Raw genomic sequence first — 19818 nt, forward strand, 5'->3', positions numbered from 1 at the left:
ATGTTTTTTAAAGCGATATAAATCTATTTGCTATGAAATGTATTTTTCCCATCGCTGAGACTCAAAATTAAAACTCTTGATAGGTTTTGCCGGAATGCCCACAGCAACAACATAATCAGGTAAACTTTTGGCAACTACAGAGTTTGCACCTACAATAGTACCTTTACCAATAGTAACTCCAGGAAGGACAGTTACAAATTCTCCAAGCCATACATTATCATTAATGATAATACTTTTTGCAGAAAATTTTCTATCATTCGGCGGTGTATTTGGATGATCATCGTTCTCATTACCTGAATAACTGCCATGTAAACAATCTGAAATATATATTTTACTTGCCATTAACACATTATCTCCAATATGCACGGACTGCACCGCAGCGATATGCACATAGTCATTTATTTCGACATTTTTACCTATGGTCAAACAAATTCCATTCTTCTTATTCAAGGGAAAAGCTTCAATTCTACAACCAAAACCTGTTGTAAAATGATCTCCAATTTTGATGTACCTTTTATTCCTGATATCAAAAGGAAGTCTAATTAACCTTGCATTGCTAAAAAACAATTTTGTATAAAGAAATGATAACCTTATTCTTATTGATCCTATTATACCATATTTTTTTATCCTATTTTATTTTTTAGAAAATGACTTATTTTATGAGTAGTGCAAATAATTCGTTCCATCCTTTAACAAAAGGTTGCTCGTACTGAACCGCTTTGGTTTCATGGAACAACAATTTATTTTTTGCAGCATTTATAAATAATTTTGATAATTGAACAGCATCATCCGGATTAAAAAAACATACAAAATCATAATGACCCACTGTTTCCTTTGCATACGGCAAATTAGAAACAAACATAGGCTTGTTAAACTGTTTAAATTCACTTAAAGGTAACCCCCAACTTTCTAATTTAGAAGGAAAGATTAAACCATCGCATTTAGAATAATATTCATACACCTCTTCTCTTTTTATCAACCCAATAAATTTAAGGGTTTTTATATGTTGATATTTTTCAACGATTGTTTTAGCATACTTATTTTCTGAACCGTCAATCGTTATCATAACATTTATGTCTATATTTTTTAATTTTGACATTAATTCCATGGCTTTACAAATCACTTCAATATTTTTAAAAGTTCTGGGGAATGTGGGAAAAAAGAATACTTTTCGGGTCGGCTCTTTTTTTGCGATTTCTATGTTGCTTTTCTCTAAAAATCTTTGCGTTATTTTTGTGATTTCTGGTGGTGCTGTTATAATTTGATTTTCTTTTAGGCCAAACATTTCTTTAAATTGATGTTTAATCCATAACTGTTGCACGATGACAAATTTATTTCTTTTAATATTTATTTGATACAAGTATTTATAAAACAATCTAAAAAAAAATTGAACAGGTTGCAGATAAATATCACTTAAATTTACTGTATTAAAAGGAGTTACATTATGACAATATACTGCTTGTGGTATTGTACCAACATTCGGTGTCATATCATGCAAAGACAACCAAAAAAAAACTTGATGCTCTTTTGCTAATTTGTTGAAATAAATATACTCATAATACAGACGATAAAAATAAGACTTTCTTGATTTTGGGAATTCAATAAACCTTATATTCATATACTCCCTTGTATCAAACAAACTATTTTTATGCACTAAAGCGATAAAGTTGTAGTTCTTTACATAATTGCTTGTATTTAAAAAAGTTAAACAATCTTTGATAATGGATAAGGTACCTCCTTCAAAAAGATTAATACCAGAGATTACAATATTTTTTTTTACCATTTTTTCTAGATAAAATTATTATTCGAGTCGATATCTAAACACATCTGAGTTGATAAAAAGACCTTTATACGGGAGAAATAAATCTGAATATCCGGCTATGGATTGCAATAACAAAAAATAGGAAACTATAAATAATAAAATTAAGAAATGAACCGTGTAATGTTTATCTTTTAAAAGAATAAACTGGCTTGCCAACAGTAAACACTCCATGACACTAAAGTATAAACTCCCTCTATTCACTAAAATTATTAAAGAACTTGAAAATAAAGCATAAATAACCAAACCAACAAAGTATCCGTTAAAGATTATTTTATAATAAGGCAATTTAAGTGTTAAAAAGGTATAATTATACAGGAACAAACCAAAAAATAACAACCTTTTTAATAAACCTAATAGACTTAGTGATCGGGCTTCCTCCTCATACGTACTGCCATAAAACATTACTTTATAGGCACCAACATCTCCAAGAATATTACCGGCAAAAGAAAAAGCTAAAATAGGCAAATTTGTTTTTCCAATAATAAAAGAAATAATTAAAATGGTAAATAGCCAGGATCTCTTTATGTTTATATTTAAAAAATAGTAGACAATAAAAAGAATTGCCGATCTATGAAAGAGAAACGCGAGGCCAATAAAAAGAAAAAATTTAAGGGTACTTTTATTGAACAGATACCGCAACGAAAATAAACAAATTCCTAGTGCAATTAATTGCCTATTAGAACCCATAACGCCCATAGTAGTCGCATAAAAAACGAATAAGGATATAAAAAAGTAGGGTGTTAATTTTTTAAACGCAGAAAAAATTAAAAAATAATAAATAAATGCATGGGCAAAAAGGAATACACTATAATTATTCCAGAAAAGTTTTATAATGAAAACAAACAAATTATACCCACGTTCAAAACCTGATGAAGAATAATAAATATCTGAAATGGAATTGACTAGGTTAAAATGTTCTAAATAAGGCTCCCAATCGGTGCCTGTTTGCCAGCGTAAACCCACTTGAAAAACAAAAAGACAAAACACAAAAACGGCCATCACTTTTTGCTGAATATCCAACAAATTTGTTCTTAATTCAAAAAATGAAAAAATCAATAAAACGACTAGCGTAAAAATGTATATGCTCATTTACATTCGGTTTTTATAGAAGGCATTCAACTGACTTAAAATATGGGCATTTGAAAATGTGTTATCATAAAATGCTCTGTAAGGCCCATTCAATTTCAATTTTGCAAAATTTAATTTTTCAATAATACTGTCAACGGTATTCTCAAATAAAAATTCTTTAGAAATGATCACTTCAGGAATGGCACATCTATTGGACGCAATTACGGGTTTATTAAATAAATAACCTTCAATAATTGGCAAACCAAAACCTTCTGCATACGCTGCAGGTATTAATACAATGTCACATTTTGAATAATATTCCATCAAATCGGCATCACTTACATACCCTAACAATCGAATATTTTTTAAACTCAATGATTCGATTTGATTCTTATAAAAATCATACAAAGGTCCTTTTCCTGCAATGAAAAACTCAAAATCAGTATGCTTTAGTTGTTGGGCTAATTCAATCAGCAAGTCAATTCTAGCTCTTTCTTCCATGCTTCTAACCGTAAATATTTTAATGGCGCCGGGTTTAAATTCTGGTTTTAGTGAAAGGTTCTTTTTACTATTACCCATCATTTTAGCGCTTTCAAGATGTGAAGTGTTCGGAATAATTACAAAGTTTTCGTTGCCAGAAAACAAACTCATTTTTTTTGAATATTTGGAGATAAAATGAACATCATTCACTCTCATATATAAATAAAGCTCTAATACATAAAAAATATTTTTTAATGTATGTTTGATGGCTTTATGTTGATAATACAAAGCATCATGCACGGTAAATAAATGAGTTTGCAAGATACCAAACATACTCATTAAGGTATTATGTGAGTGTATAAAAATGGATTTTTCTCTTCTTTTAATTCTTATCATCAACCAATTGAACACAAAAAATTTTAAAAAATTACTTTTTATACCGATACATAAAAGTCCTTTATATTTATAAACACTCGTTGTATCATCCCAGTGGATATAATAATTTATGGCACTGACACTTGCTTTTGATTGAAAATCTATGACATTTTCTACCCCTCTTTTATGTTTTAACATATTGTTAAAACCTAAATACACCACTTTTGTATTTTTAAAGCTTTGGTTCATAAATTATTTGACAATATGCTTTTTAAGTACCTCTAAATACTTTTTGCCCCATCGCAAGTCTGGCTCCATATAATTACCTTCTGCCCACTCATTCCATGATTTTAAAAATATGATTTTATTTTCTGATTTTTTAGCATCTACAATATCTACCACGCCTTTTACATGTTTTTCAAAATATGCGGGTGTTGAATTGGTTAATACCAAACCTTCCCGACCACTGCGAGCTGTATGATCCCATCCTGGTATGATGGTTGGAAATACTTTTTCTAGGCTATCTTCTTCGGGCGTAATAAAATATTTTGAAACGGTTTTATATGGATATGCTAAAGGCACATTTCTGAATACTCTGTTCAATCTATTGTATACTTTTTGTCCAAAAGTACGATGATTTAAGGTGTAATTAAATAATCTTGTGCTATTCGCAGCATCAAACCCGTTTGCCAATATATCTTTAACCTTTATCTTAGCATCAATCGCATGTCCCACAAAATAAATTCTTTCTAAGCCATTTTCTAGCGCTAGTTTTTGCCAGGTTTCCATAAAAACTTTCACTTCTGGCTCTAAAGGTTTGTAAATCATAAACAACGGTCTATTATTTATGGTGATGTATCTTTTATCCTTAAATGCCGGAAGCACTTCATAAAAATGAGCTGTATAATCTGCTATACCAGGATATTTTTGTTCTATTAAAATATTACGATTGGTCATGCCATGCGCAAAACCTTTCCAGGTTTCATTTGCCCAAGCTAAACTAAACGGAAAATCAGGCTCTCCAGAAGCTAACACTTCATTAAAAGGGCGTTCAATTAAACGTTTACCATTTCCAAACCAGTAATGCCAATAAATAAAACCTTCCACACCATAAGCGCGCGCCATATCTGCTTGTGCTTTTCGTGTTTCAGGAACTCTTAAATCGTAATAGCCTAAATCCGCAGGAACTCGGGGCTGATAATGCCCTTTAAATAGCGCTTTTGCTTTACCAACATTGGTCCATTCTGTAAATCCTTTTCCCCACCAAGCATCATTCTCTGGTATTGGGTGGTATTGGGGTAAATAAAATGCAATGACACGTGCTTTTGTTTTCATGCGACTCTTTTTATTTTTTGATAAAACCTTTTATCATTTTAATTGGATTGATGGAAAGGATTATAGATAACCCAAAAATAACAACTAATAAAGCCATAGATTTTAAGGCTATGGAAAACAGTATATCATCAATTTTAAGGATATAAACCAAAATATAAATGGATACTGCTACCAGCAATAAACTACCAATGGGTCGATAATGGCTTATGTTAAGTTTTGCATACCAAATGGATATAGATAACATTACAGTCATTGCAAAACTTGAAACAATAGCAGCCGTGAACAAGCCATATTTTGGTAAAAAAATCATATTTAAAGTTACACTTATCGTTGCACCAATCATACTTATGAGCGAGTTTATTTTTGTCTTTTCTTTCGCCGTAATTATGGTTCCGTATAACATGCTCAACGATGCGCTATAAACGCCAATGATAATAAGAGGTACATACCAATAGGCTTCATGAAATTTAATATCTGTCATTAATATAAAAAATTCTTTAGAAAAGACGCTTAAACAAAGCACACCAATTAATAAAACATAAACAAAACTATTCCGTATGTTTTCAAAAATAGCTAAGAATTGCTTACTTCCCCAATTTTTAAAAATATAGGGTTCAAAAGCTTTGTATGCGCCATAAGAAAATATATTGAGTATGAATGCAATTGTGGCTGCAATACTATATATTCCTAAGTCGCTAAGGCTTAAATATCTGTCAATTAATATTCGATCTGAAATTGTTGTAAGGTAATATGCGATGGATCCTGGAACGAGGGGCAGTGAAAATGCCAAAACCTTTTTTATTTGTGTTAAATTTAAATTCCAAATAATATGATTACGCACCATCATTAAGAAAATAAATGCAAAAATAAAATTAACAATTAAATTCGCATATAAAACTCCCAAGGCGGTGTAGTTAAAATATATAACTAGCACTAAGGTTAAAATAAAGGTGATGACACCTCTTAAAATATTTAATATTGTTAACGGTAAAGGTTTTTCTATGACTCTAAAAAGTGCAGAGGGAAGGATAGAAAATAAATTAAAAAAATTGATAAAAATGGCCACAACTATATAAGGGTAAAAATCAATATTACTACCTAAGGCGTGCAAAAGAGGTTCGCCAAAAAACAGTAAAAGAGCTACCAGTATCGCATTTAATAAAATAACAAAAGAAGATAAATTTCCTAATAATTTTTTTTGTTCTTCAGAAGATTTACATCGATAATAAAAAACCAAAAAATAGGTATTGATGCTCAAAAATCCTAGCGCCAATAAAAAGGTATTTAAAGTGTTTACGTAGTTTACAATACCGTAATCAGCCGGCGTTAAATATTGGGTAAGAATTGGTAGGGCTATAAAACCAATAAGTCTAGGAATAATATCTCCTAAAGCGTAAATAGTGGTGTTTTTAATTAACTTATTTTTACTCATGCTGCTTAGTTAATTAACTCTTTTAGCACGGATAAATCAAAATCTTGAATATAATCATGTACCAAGCTATAGTCAGTCTGTGCATTCGCTTTGATCATTTTCTCTAATTCAATTTCATCCTCGGCAATCATTAATTTCTCTTCAGAACCATCAAAAGGCGGTACCGATTTATATCCTAAAAGATTGATATCTCCGATCTGTTTTGGATCAAATAAAATATAATTTACGCCCTGAATTAATGCTTCTAAAAGTAAGGTGGAATTCACACCAATCACTAAAGAAGACCTATCCAGCGAAGCTTCTAATGCTTGCGTATCCTTCACGTAAAAATCTTGGTCTAAAAAAGCATGTACCCAATCTTTATTCATTGTAGGGTGTGTTCTATACCGCACTTTCTTTATCCCAAACTTTTGTAAAACCGTTTGTACCATATAAAGATATAAAGCGGTTGTACTTGGGTCTGTAATGACCGTGTTGTCATATTCATGTTGCACCCAAGTTGCCGATGTTGGCGGAATGACCAAAACGTCTGACAAATTAGACCTTACTGTTTTCTTTCTATCTAAATTTTTATATTTAGGATTTCCTACGGCTTTAACCTTTGAAGCGTCAAAACCAGCATCGATATAATTTTGTTTAATTTTTTCACTCCATACCATCAAATAATCAGATCTATTATCTACTTCTAAACTATAAATACCCGGCATTCCATGCGAAAAAATAAAGGAAGGGCGATTCATTTTTTTAAAAATATCAATACTATATTTACTATAAAAGTATTGGTCTGTATACAATAGTAAAGCCCTAAAATTTTGTTCTTGATATTGCGTAACTAGATACTCTTGAAAGACCTCTAATTCAGCATGAAATTTATCATCTAAAAATTTGTGAAATTTATCATTTCTGATGGTCTCTTGCATATTTAAATGCCATTTTAACGTTTTATAATCTCCGAAAATATTTTTCTTCCGTAAGGGGTGCCATATTGGAGAATACAAATCGAAGCCTAGCTGTGAAAAAAGCGCAATATCTTTTTGTGGTATTTTTAAGGTAGATAGTACGCTACTATTTAACGAACTATTTTTATTGGGTTTTACGAATAAGGCATTCGCATATTGAAAAATTTGTTTTAATTTTTCTTCCGTGCTAATCTTCTTGTTTCTAAAATATCCTTCAGACATATACGATTCTGAAATATAAATTTGAAAATCTAATTCCACTTTAAAAAAATCAATATATTTTTTTGACAATTTAGAATCTGCATTGTCTCTTAAATATTTTATTAAATAATTGTTCATTGAAAAGTAAAACTAATTTTAATATAATTTTTGCCTTAGTGATGTTAAAATTTTTAATCGATACTTTAAGCTATTTTAAACTTACTTTTAAAAAAAACTGTAAGCTCAAAAATTCTTCAAAAATGCCAAATGTTAACATATTCAATGTAGTTCTTTTACATTTTATACTCTTTAAGTTTGATTCTATCTTATCTATCTTTAACTCTGGAAAAGATTCAAATAATTTTTTCATGTCTTTTTTACAAAAAAATCTCAAATGAGTCTTATCAAATATCCCATAATCTTCATACTCAAAACTACCTTTTACCACTACTTTATATAAGGCATTTGCGTAACGAAAATTTGGAAGGCTTACGTATATAGAACCATCCTTTTTTAAATAAGGCAACAAGGTGGCAATTGTATTTTCTGCATCTAATAAATGCTCAAGTACATCTGCTAAAATAATAGCATCAAAGTATTTTTTTTTGAATGGTAGCTCTTTTTGTTGTTCAACATTGTCTATTGTAAATGAATCGAAATACTCCTTATTTTCGCAAACATCGACTAAATCATAGGCATGTATTTCTTTGGCAACACCTGTTTGTTTTAGTTCGGTTAAGGTTGCTCCTGTTCCTGTGCCAACTTCTAACACAATCAAATCTTTATGTGTACCTATAAATGAAATTACATCTTTCCGAATATTAGAAAAGTAAAGTTCATTTTTCTTTATTTCATATTGTTCTATCATCCTTTTAAATTTGATTTATACTTATTTATTTTTATCAATAATACTCCCTTTTCTACCAAAATAACTTTATTCAAATATTATAATGCTTTTTTTATGCATTCCATATTGCTACAATACCTTTTCCAAATTGATGGCTGCTACATATACAGATGACCCTCGGGTATTTTCAAAAGAAGTATAGTAGCTAAGCCATAATATATTATCTTTTATTACCATTCCGGGGTATGAGCCATCACCAAAGCTAGGAATATCAATAACTTGCTTGTAGGTATTTGTTTCTAAATCATAGACGCCTAAATAAACCCAACTAAAAAAAGCTCCAGAAAAAAGCAACTTATGATCCTCAAGTATTAAAAAATTGGGACCTCTAAAATTCTCAAAATCAATTTCTCCAAACCAATCCCAATCTTCAGTAGGATTCCGAGTTCTTCCCAACAAGGTAGACCCCTTATTTCTTCTTACCATAGCAAAGAACTCCCCACTAGTACTGACTCTAATTGTGGTCTCTGATGGATCTTTAGGAATGGGGTTAAACACATTTTGTTTTGAAAAAAAAAGACCGTCATTACTCTTATAAAGGTCAAAAATATCATTCCCATTATAACCCACGGAATACGCCTTATTTTCATGCCAAGTAATACGCCAAGGCCACGCCTCATTCCCTAAAATACTATTGGCTACTGGGGCAAGATTATCTAACAAAACAGGTTTTGGTTCTTGCCAACCCGTTGTTTTTGAATACTTTAAATTATACCCTGTAAATGATTTTATTTGTTGATTTTCATATGTTGAACCATGAATATATAATGATAATTCATCGCTGTTTATTGCAAATTTTGGATCTCTTAAATCAATACCCGTTTGAACAATTTCCTGAATAAAATTCCATTCTAAACCATCTGCGCTGCTGTATAAATGCACAACACCATCTTCTCCATAAGCATGCTTGTCTGCCTCTCTAAAGACCAGGAAAAATTGATTATCAAAAAAAGTAATGTCCGTAAAGGCCTTATGTCTTCCTTCTTCATAGGCTACTCTGGTTATTTTTATGGTATCTGCAGCAGGTTCAATTATTTCTTGATCATGGGCGTTACAAGACAAAACAACGCAAACAATAAAACCAACAATTAGGCATTTTATTTGCTTGATACTAATAGGGTATCTGCGTATTATTTCTTTCATAGTGTGTACTTTAATGTCATGACCGAAAACTTATTTACATGTTTTTTATTCATTTAAAAACTTGAATAATATCTATAATTTATCATTTAAAATTACGGGTATAAGCTTTCTTAAAACCTTTAAATTAGGCTAAACCGTCGGCTAGCATATTGAAGCTTAAAGGCGTTCCTCTTTCAATATCTACCTGTACCTTTTTACCTAGTATTTCTTGATAATATTTTGGATGCATTCCAAATCCTGGTCTTATCGACCTCATGTTTTTTTCAGTAATGATTTCACCTACTTTTATATCTTCTACAACGTATAAAGAGCGACAAAAATCTCTACCATGTCGTTGTTTAGCCGTTAATGTATAATCTACAACACCAATAGCACTTTCTGCTTCTCTTACCGCTTTTACCATAGCAGTAAACTCTTCTTCATTCATCGAAAAAGAAGCGTCTGGCCCACCGATTGAGCGATCTAATATAAAATGTTTTTCTATAATTTTAGCTCCTAAAGCTGCTGCCACAACGGGTACCGTGCTTCCCATGGTATGATCAGATAAGCCACTAATAACCCCGTAACGATCCGCTAAATCTTTAATCATACATAGATTTGCCTCTTCTATTGGCGCAGGATAACTAGAAGTACATTTTAACAAAGCAATGTTATTATTCCCCATTCTTTTGCAAGCTTCAAGCGCTAACGCTATGTCTTCTTTTTCTGCAATTCCTGTAGACATAATAACTGGTTTCCCTTTGGATGCTACTAATTCTATCAACGGAATATCTGTAATCTCAAACGAGGCTATTTTATACGCTGGAACCTTTAAATTCTCTAAAAACTCCACAGAGCTTGCATCAAATGGTGAAGAAAAACAAACCAAACCTTCTTCTTTGGCAACTTGCATCAACTCTTCTTGCCATTCCCATGGGGTATATGCTTTTTGGTATAATTCGTGTAGATTTTGATTTTCCCAAATGGTACCTTTTACAATAAAATCGTCCTTATCTGAAGCAATCGTCATGGTATCAGCTGTATATGTTTGTAATTTTATACAATCTGCGCCCGCTCGTTTTGCAGCTCTTACTGTTTCAATAGCGGTCGTTAAACTTCCATTATGATTTGCAGATAATTCTGCAATAATAAATATTGGTGAATTTTTATGTATTTCTATACTTCCTATTTTCATATTACATGTTAATTTATAGATCTTATCAAGCAAAAAGCTTCTGCAAATTTAGTACCGACTGTTATGCCCCATCTTTGCGCCTGAATTTTTAAAGCCTCTGGAGATCTTGGATGCGGATACTCCCGACGCTCAAATTCATAGCTTTCCATGCCTTTTATTTTAGCATTTAGGTTGTTCTCTGCAATACTAAAAAATAAATTCGGTAAAAAATGTTTTGGATCTGAAGGGGATCTCCATTCTGTACCAGAAGGTGTTTCAAAGGTAATAATTGTATTTACTTTTTCATCTTGCAAAGGTCGGCAACTAGTAATGACAGCCTCAAAAGTTCTCTGATGATCTATATTTACATCGCCTCCATGATGTGTGAATATAACTTCTGGTTGAAAACTTTCTTTTTCTTTTTCTATGACCTTAATAATATCTAATAAGGCAACAGCATCGAACCGGTTATCAGGAAAATCAAAAATACTATTACTATGATATCCTATTGCTTTTTGAGCATTTTGAATGTTTTCTCTATGTGTTGCTAACTCTTTTTTCCATAAATCTACATCTCTATCATTAGACCGAGAGGTAATCCCTTCGCCAAGAATAACAACATGTGTTTGCACCTTATATTCACTAATTAACTTATGCATTGTAGCGCCCAGTCCTAATAACTCATCATCCGGATGTGCCACTACAATCATTATCTTTTTATTTCTTAAAAATTCTAACATGTGCAGTAATTATTTCTTCGTCTGTATTCTGATTCGCATTTGTAAATTCAAATTTTAAGGCAGAAGTCTCTAAAAACGCATGAGGATAGCCTTCTGCATCTAACATTCTTATATAATCAAATACTTTTTCTAAATCTTCTATTTCTTTAAGGTTACTCTCTTTTGGGGTACGCCTTTTAAAAGTGACTATTTCACCCGCTTGTTTTTTTGGTTTTAAATCCTTGGCTATAATTTCTAGAATCATCCGCTCTATCATGTCGTTAGCGCTTGTAAAAATCTCTGTAGCACTTCCTGTTAAAGACAATGGTCTTTTTAAATAAATTGGACCTGCATCTAGTTCTTTCACTACTCGTAATGCTGATATTTGGGTTTCTTTATGTCCTCTTACTATTAGATTCTGTAGTGGACTTCCGCCTCTGCCAAAAGGCAAATCTGTCATATGAAAAACGATACACTCATAATTTGAGTATATTGATTCTGGAATGATATACGACCAATGTGGAATAAAAATTTTATCAATTTTTCGTTTACCTAAAAAATTACACGTAAAGTCATCTCTATGATCAATCAATATCCAGTCAGTATTCTTATATTGATTTTCTAACTTAGAAATTAAATCTTTATTCCATTTTTTTTCCGATACTATAATATTCGTTAGTTTCATAATTGGGAAATGTATTCCTCATGACCTTTATAAAATCGTGTACCAATTTTTGGTGTTTTATAGGTTGAAATTTCTTGTTTTAAAATATCTTGTATAGACCACTCTAGATCTTTAAAATCTAAAAGATGTCTAAACAACACTGTACTCGAAAATCGTGGATTTATTTCAAATATTTTAGGCACATTATCTTTAATTCTTAACTGTACGTTGATGCTACCTCGAAGATCTAGTTTTACTGCAATCGTTTCTAATAAATGAGTAATTGTATTATTTTCAACAACCTCGCCATAAACACTATGACCTTCAAGAAGCTCTCTTTTAAAAATTAAAGAGCGGATTATACCTTTACTACTTCTAAACAAACCACAAGTAAATTCTCCTTGATAATCATTTACAAACTCCTGAATGATATAGTTTTCCTTATTGTTTTTAGTATAAAATAAAAACTCATCAAAAGAATTAATTTTATAAATGTCTTTGCTTCCTGAACCTTTTCTAGACTTTAAAATTAACGGAAAAGATGTTATCTCTTTTACATCTTTGGCTAAAACTGTTTTTAGGAAAGGAAACCCTTCTGCCTCTAAAAACTGAACAGTTCTGTATTTATCAAAACCAACTTCTAATGCTGATGCCGATGCTGTTATCATTTTGGCATTCCCTATTTTATACAATAGATTTTGTTCTGAAAAATAACGCAATTCTGGCTCTGACATTGGAATTAGTATATCAATAGCATTCTTTTCAATAAATACCTCCAAATTTTTTAAATACTCCGGATGTTTACAAGGTAGACCAACAGAAAAATTAGGATAGATAAATTGAGCCGCATTTTTATCAGAAATATCAATACCATATAAGTTCTTGGTGAAGGTTGATTTTAAAAGTATTTTCCCGATACTTTGCCCAATATCTCCACCACAGCCTGTTACTAATATGTTATACGTTTTACCCATACTTCTTTAATTTCTTTTTAAAACCTGAGTTAGATATTTAATATCTGAGTCTTTCTTAGCAACCTCATCAATTAATTTTTCAACATTATACGCTGTTGACAACATTTGAAAACACTTATTTTCTGTGTTGATAATGCACCAAGATGCTTTTCCTCCTGCTTGTCTAGATTGCCCCACAGAACCTGGGTTTATTACAATACTATTTGTGTTTTTAACAGCAAATTGATAATGAGAATGCCCAATTAAAACAAAATCATGCTGTTCTGAATCACATTTTTCTATGATTTCCTGATGAACATCTGGGTAAATATAATAATCATTTAACCATGGGCTACCATGAGACATCAATAAAGACGTTTTATCAAATTGAACAGACCTTGTTTCTGGTAAATCTTTTAAAAATTTTAACTGTTCTAAAGACAACTTATCTATTGCATTTTTATGACCACTGCCATACTTTAATCTAATAGATTCCTTTAAATTCGGATTCGCTATTAAATCTTCTAAAATATATTCGTGATTTCCTTTTATCATATCAAAACTCCACTCAGACAATGCTTTCAGTATTTTATCCGGATGATAATAATACCCAACAATATCGCCTAAAATTAAGAGATGCTGCACACCTTCTTTCTTAGCCTTTTTTAAGACTTCAACAAGCGCATCATAATTGCCATGAATATCAGAAATAACAGCTATTTTCATTCTATTACTCCTATTGTTTTAAGTATGTCTTTAGCTACCATAATAGGTGCTTTTAATTGCCCTTCTTTTTCTAACTCTTTAAAGTTTTCAACATCAGGAAAATCACTTTCTCTGATACTTTTTTGCATCCCAGTATCCATCACTCCGGGATCTATGTTAAAAAAACGATGTTGTTTGTATTCGGTTTCAGCAACCTTAAAAAACATTTGAATACTCGCTTTGGATAAACAATACAGAGACCAATTAGGAATGGCGCTGTTTGCAGCTCCTGAACTTATGTTTACAAACGTTAATGTGTTTGTATTAAAATTCTTTAGAAAATATTGCGTTAGCATTATAGTTGATTTTATATTCACTGAAATAGTTTTGTCTATTGCCGCTTCCTGTAACTCCGAAATTTTTGCAATCGGCTCAATGATACTTGCATTATTGATAAAATAGATTGCTTCATTGCCAATGACATCTTTTAAAACCTTTATTTTTTCTCCCACAACATCTGCAGACAAATCAATTTGTAAAAAAAAGAATCGTTCTGAAGGATATTCTTTTTGTTCGTCACTTATACTTCTAGAGATGGAAATTACAAAACAATCTTCCTCTTTCATTAAGGCATCAACAAATGATTTGCCTAAACCTCGATTGGCTCCTGTTATAACGAATGTCTTTTTCATCTTTTAAATTACTTTATGATGATTTGTATTAAACTTACTATGTATAATGACGTCTTTATAGGATCCATTAAAAAAATAGTGCTTTTTTAATATCGCTTCTTTCACAAAACCTGACGCTTCGATGGGTGCATATAAATGCGGCCTAAGATCAAAGGCAAAAGTGAATATTTTATAAAGGTTGAGTTCATGAAATGCAACTTGCTCAATCAATTTTAAAAATGTTTTCCAATGCATTGAAAATTGTTCTTTCTCTAATTTGGTGTTCATAATAAAAGAAATTTCTGCATTTTTATCGATCCAATTAATGTGTACTAGACCACCGTAACCAATACAAATAGTATCTTTTAAATACGAAAATAAGATTTGGTTTGGTTTTTCTTGATGAAACAAGTTGTTTACAATTTTGTTAAAATAATTTTCTTGATCTTCCTCTGTAAGTGGTTTTTCTTGTCTTAAATGATATACCTGTTCATTTCTCCAATGTAAAATATCCATACGATCTTGATATCTAATGGGTACAATTGAGTACTCATTAAATAAAAATTTTTGGTTATTTAAAACTTTGTAAGAATTCATTGGAGTAAATTAGTTTAATCTCTTAAAACCTGAATGACATACAGGTCCTTCTAATAAATCATTAATATGTAAGGTTCCTGACTCGCATTTTGCTATTGTTGCATAAATGGTATCTAACACATCTAAATAGGTTTCTAAATGTTCGTTTGTATGCTTGATACAAGCATAAAATTGGGTACTCGCCAAAAAACCTTTTTTTAGCATTTCTTGGGTAATCAATGTTTTATAGGCAGCCGCATTTTCACTATTAAACCCATACGTAGTCATTGCAGGAATCCCTGAAACTGTAATATCTAAATTGTGGGTTTGGGCTAGTCTTTTCCAACCATCTTGCATTTTACTTCCTGTTTTTGTAATTGTTTTCCAAGACTCTATGCGTTCCATTACTTTTAAAGTAGCTAAGGCAGCTGTAGGACCAATTCTTTCGGTCCAAAAGGTGCTGCTTATAAAAGTATTTTGTGCTGCTTCCATTACAGATTTTTTTCCAACAACTGCTGTTAAAGCATATCCATTTCCTAATGTTTTTCCTAACATAATCATATCAGGCTCTACATTAAATTTTTGAAAAATCCCTCCAAATGTTTCTCTAAATCCAGAAGAACATTCATCAAAAATTAAAACAATATTTTTTTGAGTTGCTAATGCTCGAACTTTCTCTAAAAAGTTATTTTCAGGTCCGAAATTCCGCATCACCTCCATTTTAATAACTCCTATATTGTTGTTTTCAACAATTTCCAAAAGTTCTTCATAATTGTTATAATGAAAAGGGAATACTGAATTTTTTAAATTTTTGGGCACTCCTTTTGGGCTTAATCCAGGAATTAAATGAGAGGACAAATCGTCTCCTCCATTATGATTGGCAGATAAATACCAATCATGCCAACCATGATAACCACAGATAGCAACATTGTCTTTGCCGGCTGCAGCTCTTGCAATTCTAATAGCAATCGCATTGGCTTCACCTCCAGTTCGTGCAAACCTTACCATATCTGCCCAAGGATTCATTTCTATCAGTTTTTCTGCTAGATATGCTTCTTCTGGACAATTTAACGTACTCATATTTCCTTTCTTTACAGTTTCAATAACTGCAGCATCTACTTCATCATTGCCATAACCAAGTGTATTGGTTCCAATACCCATAATTGACATATCTAAATATTCTTTACCATCTAAGTCCCAAACTTTACAGCCTTTCGATTTAGAGAAATACGCGGGCCAATGTTCTGGCAAAAACATTTCTGGTCGTTTAGAAAGCAGCATAGTTCCTCCAGGAATAAGTGTTTTCGCTTTTGTATACAAATCTTGTCCTTTACCCATTTGTGTCGTTTTTTAATGATTTTAAAAGCCCCTCGTTTCTAATAATTTGATTATTCATTGAAATCAAATCATTGTCAATAATATAATTAGTGTACTCTAGCCAGGTTTTCTCTGTGCCTAATTTTTGAATTAAATATTCAATTAAATTAAAATCTCTTGGTTCGTCTACAGTCATTCTAATCTTAGAAAAATCTTTTTCGCAATCAAAATTTTTACTGCTAAACACATTATCTCCTTTTCCATTCGCATTATTGCGAATATAAGGTGTTACATGTTCTAAATCTGATTTTAAGTTTGCATTTTCCCAAGCTTTTTCTAGGGCCGAAAATTTAAAAACCTCTACATCTTGACCATCTGGGAAACGCTCTAATAAACTGTTTGATACATAATCGTACTTATTATTATGAGCAAAACTTATAATATCATCAACCAATTTAGCATCTAATAAAGGGCAATCTGATGTTACTCTTACAATCCAATCAGCATTACTATTTTTTACTGCTTGATAAAAACGATCTAAAACATTTGATTCTGAACCTCTAAAAGCCTGGTAACCCCATTCTTTTGCTTTATCAAAAATGACTTTATCTTGATGATTAATGGTAGTAGCTACAAATATTTCTGAAACTTTTGAGCTTTTTTTTAACCGGTCTAAATGTATTTGAAGTAATGATTGTCCGTTTACTTCTTTTAACACTTTTCCGGGTAATCTTGTGCTACCTATTCTTGCTTGCGATATTAAAACCGTTTTTAATTCCATAGAGAAGGGTTTAATAATTGAACATCTTCTACTTTTATCTTATTTATTTGATCAATTAAGGCAGCGTCTATGCTGTGTTTTACGGACTCTATATTTTGTTCTAGTTGTTTTAATGAATCAACACCTATCAGAACATTGTCAATAAGTGTTTGTTGCAAACAATAATTTAAAGCCAATTGCGCCGTAGAAATTTGATTCTTATTTGATATTTTTAATATTTCTAAAAGTTCTTCTTTTAAATTTTGTGCTATTTTATTTTTTGAATTTATATCCTTAAAAAATAATCCTTGAAGAAATGCTGATCTTGTGTGAATTATTTTTCCTTTTGATTTTGCTTTTTCTAAAATAGTACCTCGCTGACAAATATTATCAAATAAATTAAATGGCAACTGTATAATATCTACATCATCATTTAATAAAACATCTTCAATTTCTTTATTTGTGTACACGGATACACCTACATATTTTATTTTATCCGCTTTTTTCAGTTGAATGAGCGCGTCAAAATAATTGATATTTTCTTTATAACTTAAAAAGCTATGAAACAATAAGGCGTGTAATTTTGTAACCTTTAAATCGTTTAAATAACTAATAACTTTATCACTAATATTTGAGTTAAATTGATGTGGTAATTTTGTGATAATTTCAAATATTTTATCAGGGTTTTTTTCATGAAAAGTCCCGATTACGGAATGAGCATTTCCATAAGCTTCTGCAGTATCTAAAATTTGGATTCCTTGATTAAAAGCATGTTGTAAAATTTGATGACTGCTCTCTAAACTAACTTGACCATTGGTATTATTAATACCATAATCAAGCCCAAACTGAACTGTGCCTAAAATAAGTTTAGAATTTAAGTTTTTAACCATTGATTGACATTCTTAAAGAATTACTTATTGTATGATTATATTCTTTAGTTCCAGAGATAATTTCATCGATTTTAAACCCTATTTTTTTATATAATTGAACAGCTGATCTATTATTTTCAATGACTCCCAGTGTAACTTTTGATAATTTAAGCTCTTTAAAACAAAAATTCAATATTGTATTTGAAGCTTCTTTCGCATACCCTTTTCCCCAACTTTCCTTATCTCCAATTAGAATTCCGTATTCTCCAGATTTTGTTTTCATATTTATGGGATCTATCTTAATATTTCCAATGTGCTTTTTAGAACCTTTTAGGTGAATTGCCCAAAAATAAACTTCATTTTTATATTGACTTTCAATATATTTCTTTAAAAGATCTAAGGTATAACCTCCGCTTGTTTCAAGATACATATTTACTTCGGAATCATTAATCCAATGAACATAATCCATTGAAATATGTTCTTTATTAACTCTTTTATAAAATAAACGCTCAGATTCTAATTCAATATTTCTCACTGTAAAATAAATTTATAGAATCAATCACATAAGCTTGTTCTTCATCTGTTAAAATTGGATACATTGGCAAACTAATACAATGCTTATAATAATTTTCTGCATTTGGCATATCTCCTTCTTTCCATCCAAACTGCTGATAATAAGGCATTAAATGGCAGGGAATATAATGAATTTGAGCAAAGATATTTTTATCTCTTAAATGATTATACAAGCCTAATCGGTCTTGAACCTCTATAACATATAAATGATAAGCATGCCCCTCAATAACCCCCGATTGTCCTTTAATAAAGGATTTATTTTTAAAAGCATCAAAATAATTTGAAGCAATTTCTCTACGTTTTTCAATACCTTTATCTGACCTTGAAAGTTGACTTAACCCTAATGCAGCTTGAAAATCTGTAAGCCTGTAGTTAAATCCTAAATTTTGCATTTCCATATACCAACCAGGGTAGGTTTCTTTACCACCAGCCAATGCAATTGAATTCGTATACGCATTATTATTTTTTACAATACCGTGTGTTCTTAATTGCAATAGTTTTTGATATAGCTTTTCGTCATTAGTGGTAATCATGCCACCTTCTCCTGAAGCAATATGCTTGACTGGGTGGAATGAAAAAATAGCTAAATCGGCATAGTTTCCATTGCCGCAATTTTGAGTCTTATGATTACTATCCTTAAAACTTCCTCCTGGTGAATGACAAGCATCTTCAATGATCCAAAGGTCATGCTGGTCGGCTAATGCTCTAAAAGCCTCTAAGTTATTTGCTCTACCTGCAAAATCTACAGGAATAATTCCTTTATACGTGCCTTTTGGTGAAGCTTCTAAAAGTGTTCTAACTTTATCAATATCTAACAAATAAGTTTCTGGATCAATATCAGAAAAAACGACTTCTCCGCCACAATAGCGCACACAATTGGCAGACGCGGCAAAAGTAATCGGTGTTGTAATTACTTTATCTCCTTCTTTAACCCCTAAGGCTAATGTACATAAGTGCAAGGCAGCTGTTCCATTTGCCAGTGCTATGGCATATTTACTTCCAATATATTTAGCAAATGCAGTTTCAAACGCTGCAATTTTAGGACCCTGCGTTAAATAATCTGACTTTAAAGTTTCAACGACAGCTTTTACATCTTCTTCAGTAATATTTTGGCGTCCGTAAGGTATTGCTTTCAT

At 31.2% G+C, this 19818-nt stretch carries 21 protein-coding genes; all 21 read right to left on the reverse strand.

The genetic code is table 11. The annotated features are described in order from the left end of the window. Positions 1-30: 30 nt before the first annotated feature. The 21 genes from K8354_RS12855 to pseC all read right to left on the reverse strand — a co-directional run bounded on the left by K8354_RS12855 (position 31) and on the right by pseC (position 19818). Positions 31-567 (reverse strand): LbetaH domain-containing protein, encoded by a 537-nt coding sequence (locus tag K8354_RS12855; protein ID WP_223440534.1) that lies wholly within the window; start codon positions 565-567, stop codon positions 31-33. Positions 568-652: 85 nt separating this feature from the next. Next, on the reverse strand, positions 653-1783 hold the full coding sequence (locus tag K8354_RS12860) for a glycosyltransferase (RefSeq protein WP_223440536.1): 1131 nt from the start codon (positions 1781-1783) through the stop codon (positions 653-655). An 18-nt stretch (positions 1784-1801) separates the two neighbouring features. Further along, the gene (locus K8354_RS12865) at positions 1802-2911 is read right to left on the reverse strand and encodes an EpsG family protein (RefSeq protein WP_223440538.1); all 1110 of its coding nucleotides are present in this window, start codon (positions 2909-2911) and stop codon (positions 1802-1804) included. Next, positions 2912-3994 carry a glycosyltransferase family 4 protein gene (locus tag K8354_RS12870; protein WP_223440540.1) on the reverse strand — a complete coding sequence of 361 codons (1083 nt, stop codon included), beginning with the start codon at positions 3992-3994 and terminating at the stop codon, positions 2912-2914. 3 nt (positions 3995-3997) lie between these two features. Continuing rightward, positions 3998-5080 (reverse strand): glycosyltransferase WbsX family protein, encoded by a 1083-nt coding sequence (locus K8354_RS12875; protein WP_223440542.1) that lies wholly within the window; start codon positions 5078-5080, stop codon positions 3998-4000. Positions 5081-5090: 10 nt separating this feature from the next. Further along, entirely contained in the window at positions 5091-6512 is a 1422-nt protein-coding gene (locus K8354_RS12880) for an oligosaccharide flippase family protein (RefSeq protein WP_223440545.1), read from the reverse strand. Positions 6513-6517: 5 nt separating this feature from the next. Next, a complete protein-coding gene (locus K8354_RS12885; protein ID WP_223440546.1) occupies positions 6518-7810 on the reverse strand; it encodes a hypothetical protein in 1293 nt (430 codons plus the stop codon). Between the two features lie 70 nt (positions 7811-7880). Next, positions 7881-8540, reverse strand: a complete 660-nt coding sequence (locus K8354_RS12890) for a class I SAM-dependent methyltransferase (RefSeq protein ID WP_223440548.1) — start codon at positions 8538-8540, stop codon at positions 7881-7883. 108 nt (positions 8541-8648) lie between these two features. Further along, positions 8649-9722 carry a hypothetical protein gene (locus tag K8354_RS12895; RefSeq protein ID WP_223440550.1) on the reverse strand — a complete coding sequence of 358 codons (1074 nt, stop codon included), beginning with the start codon at positions 9720-9722 and terminating at the stop codon, positions 8649-8651. Between the two features lie 124 nt (positions 9723-9846). Then, the gene (pseI, locus tag K8354_RS12900; RefSeq protein ID WP_223440552.1) at positions 9847-10896 is read right to left on the reverse strand and encodes a pseudaminic acid synthase; all 1050 of its coding nucleotides are present in this window, start codon (positions 10894-10896) and stop codon (positions 9847-9849) included. An 8-nt stretch (positions 10897-10904) separates the two neighbouring features. Further along, entirely contained in the window at positions 10905-11615 is a 711-nt protein-coding gene (locus tag K8354_RS12905; RefSeq protein WP_223440554.1) for a PIG-L deacetylase family protein, read from the reverse strand. Further along, the gene (locus K8354_RS12910; protein WP_223440556.1) at positions 11593-12279 is read right to left on the reverse strand and encodes a formyl transferase; all 687 of its coding nucleotides are present in this window, start codon (positions 12277-12279) and stop codon (positions 11593-11595) included. The genes K8354_RS12905 and K8354_RS12910 overlap by 23 nt, the downstream gene beginning before the upstream one ends. Beyond that, entirely contained in the window at positions 12276-13232 is a 957-nt protein-coding gene (locus tag K8354_RS12915) for an ATP-grasp domain-containing protein (RefSeq protein WP_223440557.1), read from the reverse strand. The genes K8354_RS12910 and K8354_RS12915 overlap by 4 nt, the downstream gene beginning before the upstream one ends. A 6-nt stretch (positions 13233-13238) precedes the next feature. After that, complete coding sequence (locus K8354_RS12920; RefSeq protein ID WP_223440559.1) at positions 13239-13937, reverse strand: metallophosphoesterase family protein; 699 nt, start codon at positions 13935-13937, stop codon at positions 13239-13241. After that, a complete protein-coding gene (locus tag K8354_RS12925) occupies positions 13934-14608 on the reverse strand; it encodes an SDR family NAD(P)-dependent oxidoreductase (protein ID WP_223440566.1) in 675 nt (224 codons plus the stop codon). The genes K8354_RS12920 and K8354_RS12925 overlap by 4 nt, the downstream gene beginning before the upstream one ends. A gap of 3 nt (positions 14609-14611) precedes the next feature. Next, positions 14612-15184, reverse strand: a complete 573-nt coding sequence (locus K8354_RS12930) for a GNAT family N-acetyltransferase (protein ID WP_223440568.1) — start codon at positions 15182-15184, stop codon at positions 14612-14614. Between the two features lie 9 nt (positions 15185-15193). Then, entirely contained in the window at positions 15194-16501 is a 1308-nt protein-coding gene (locus tag K8354_RS12935) for an aminotransferase class III-fold pyridoxal phosphate-dependent enzyme (protein ID WP_223440571.1), read from the reverse strand. Next, positions 16494-17261 (reverse strand): cytidylyltransferase domain-containing protein, encoded by a 768-nt coding sequence (locus tag K8354_RS12940; RefSeq protein WP_223440573.1) that lies wholly within the window; start codon positions 17259-17261, stop codon positions 16494-16496. The genes K8354_RS12935 and K8354_RS12940 overlap by 8 nt, the downstream gene beginning before the upstream one ends. Continuing rightward, positions 17252-18130 (reverse strand): aldo/keto reductase, encoded by an 879-nt coding sequence (locus K8354_RS12945; protein ID WP_223440575.1) that lies wholly within the window; start codon positions 18128-18130, stop codon positions 17252-17254. Before K8354_RS12945 ends, K8354_RS12940 begins: the two co-directional genes overlap by 10 nt. After that, the gene (locus tag K8354_RS12950; RefSeq protein WP_223440577.1) at positions 18123-18644 is read right to left on the reverse strand and encodes a GNAT family N-acetyltransferase; all 522 of its coding nucleotides are present in this window, start codon (positions 18642-18644) and stop codon (positions 18123-18125) included. Before K8354_RS12950 ends, K8354_RS12945 begins: the two co-directional genes overlap by 8 nt. Continuing rightward, the gene (pseC, locus tag K8354_RS12955; RefSeq protein WP_223440585.1) at positions 18631-19818 is read right to left on the reverse strand and encodes a UDP-4-amino-4,6-dideoxy-N-acetyl-beta-L-altrosamine transaminase; all 1188 of its coding nucleotides are present in this window, start codon (positions 19816-19818) and stop codon (positions 18631-18633) included. The genes K8354_RS12950 and pseC overlap by 14 nt, the downstream gene beginning before the upstream one ends.

This window comes from Polaribacter litorisediminis, assembly GCF_019968605.1.
In the GTDB taxonomy this organism is placed as follows: Bacteria; Bacteroidota; Bacteroidia; order Flavobacteriales; family Flavobacteriaceae; genus Polaribacter; species Polaribacter litorisediminis.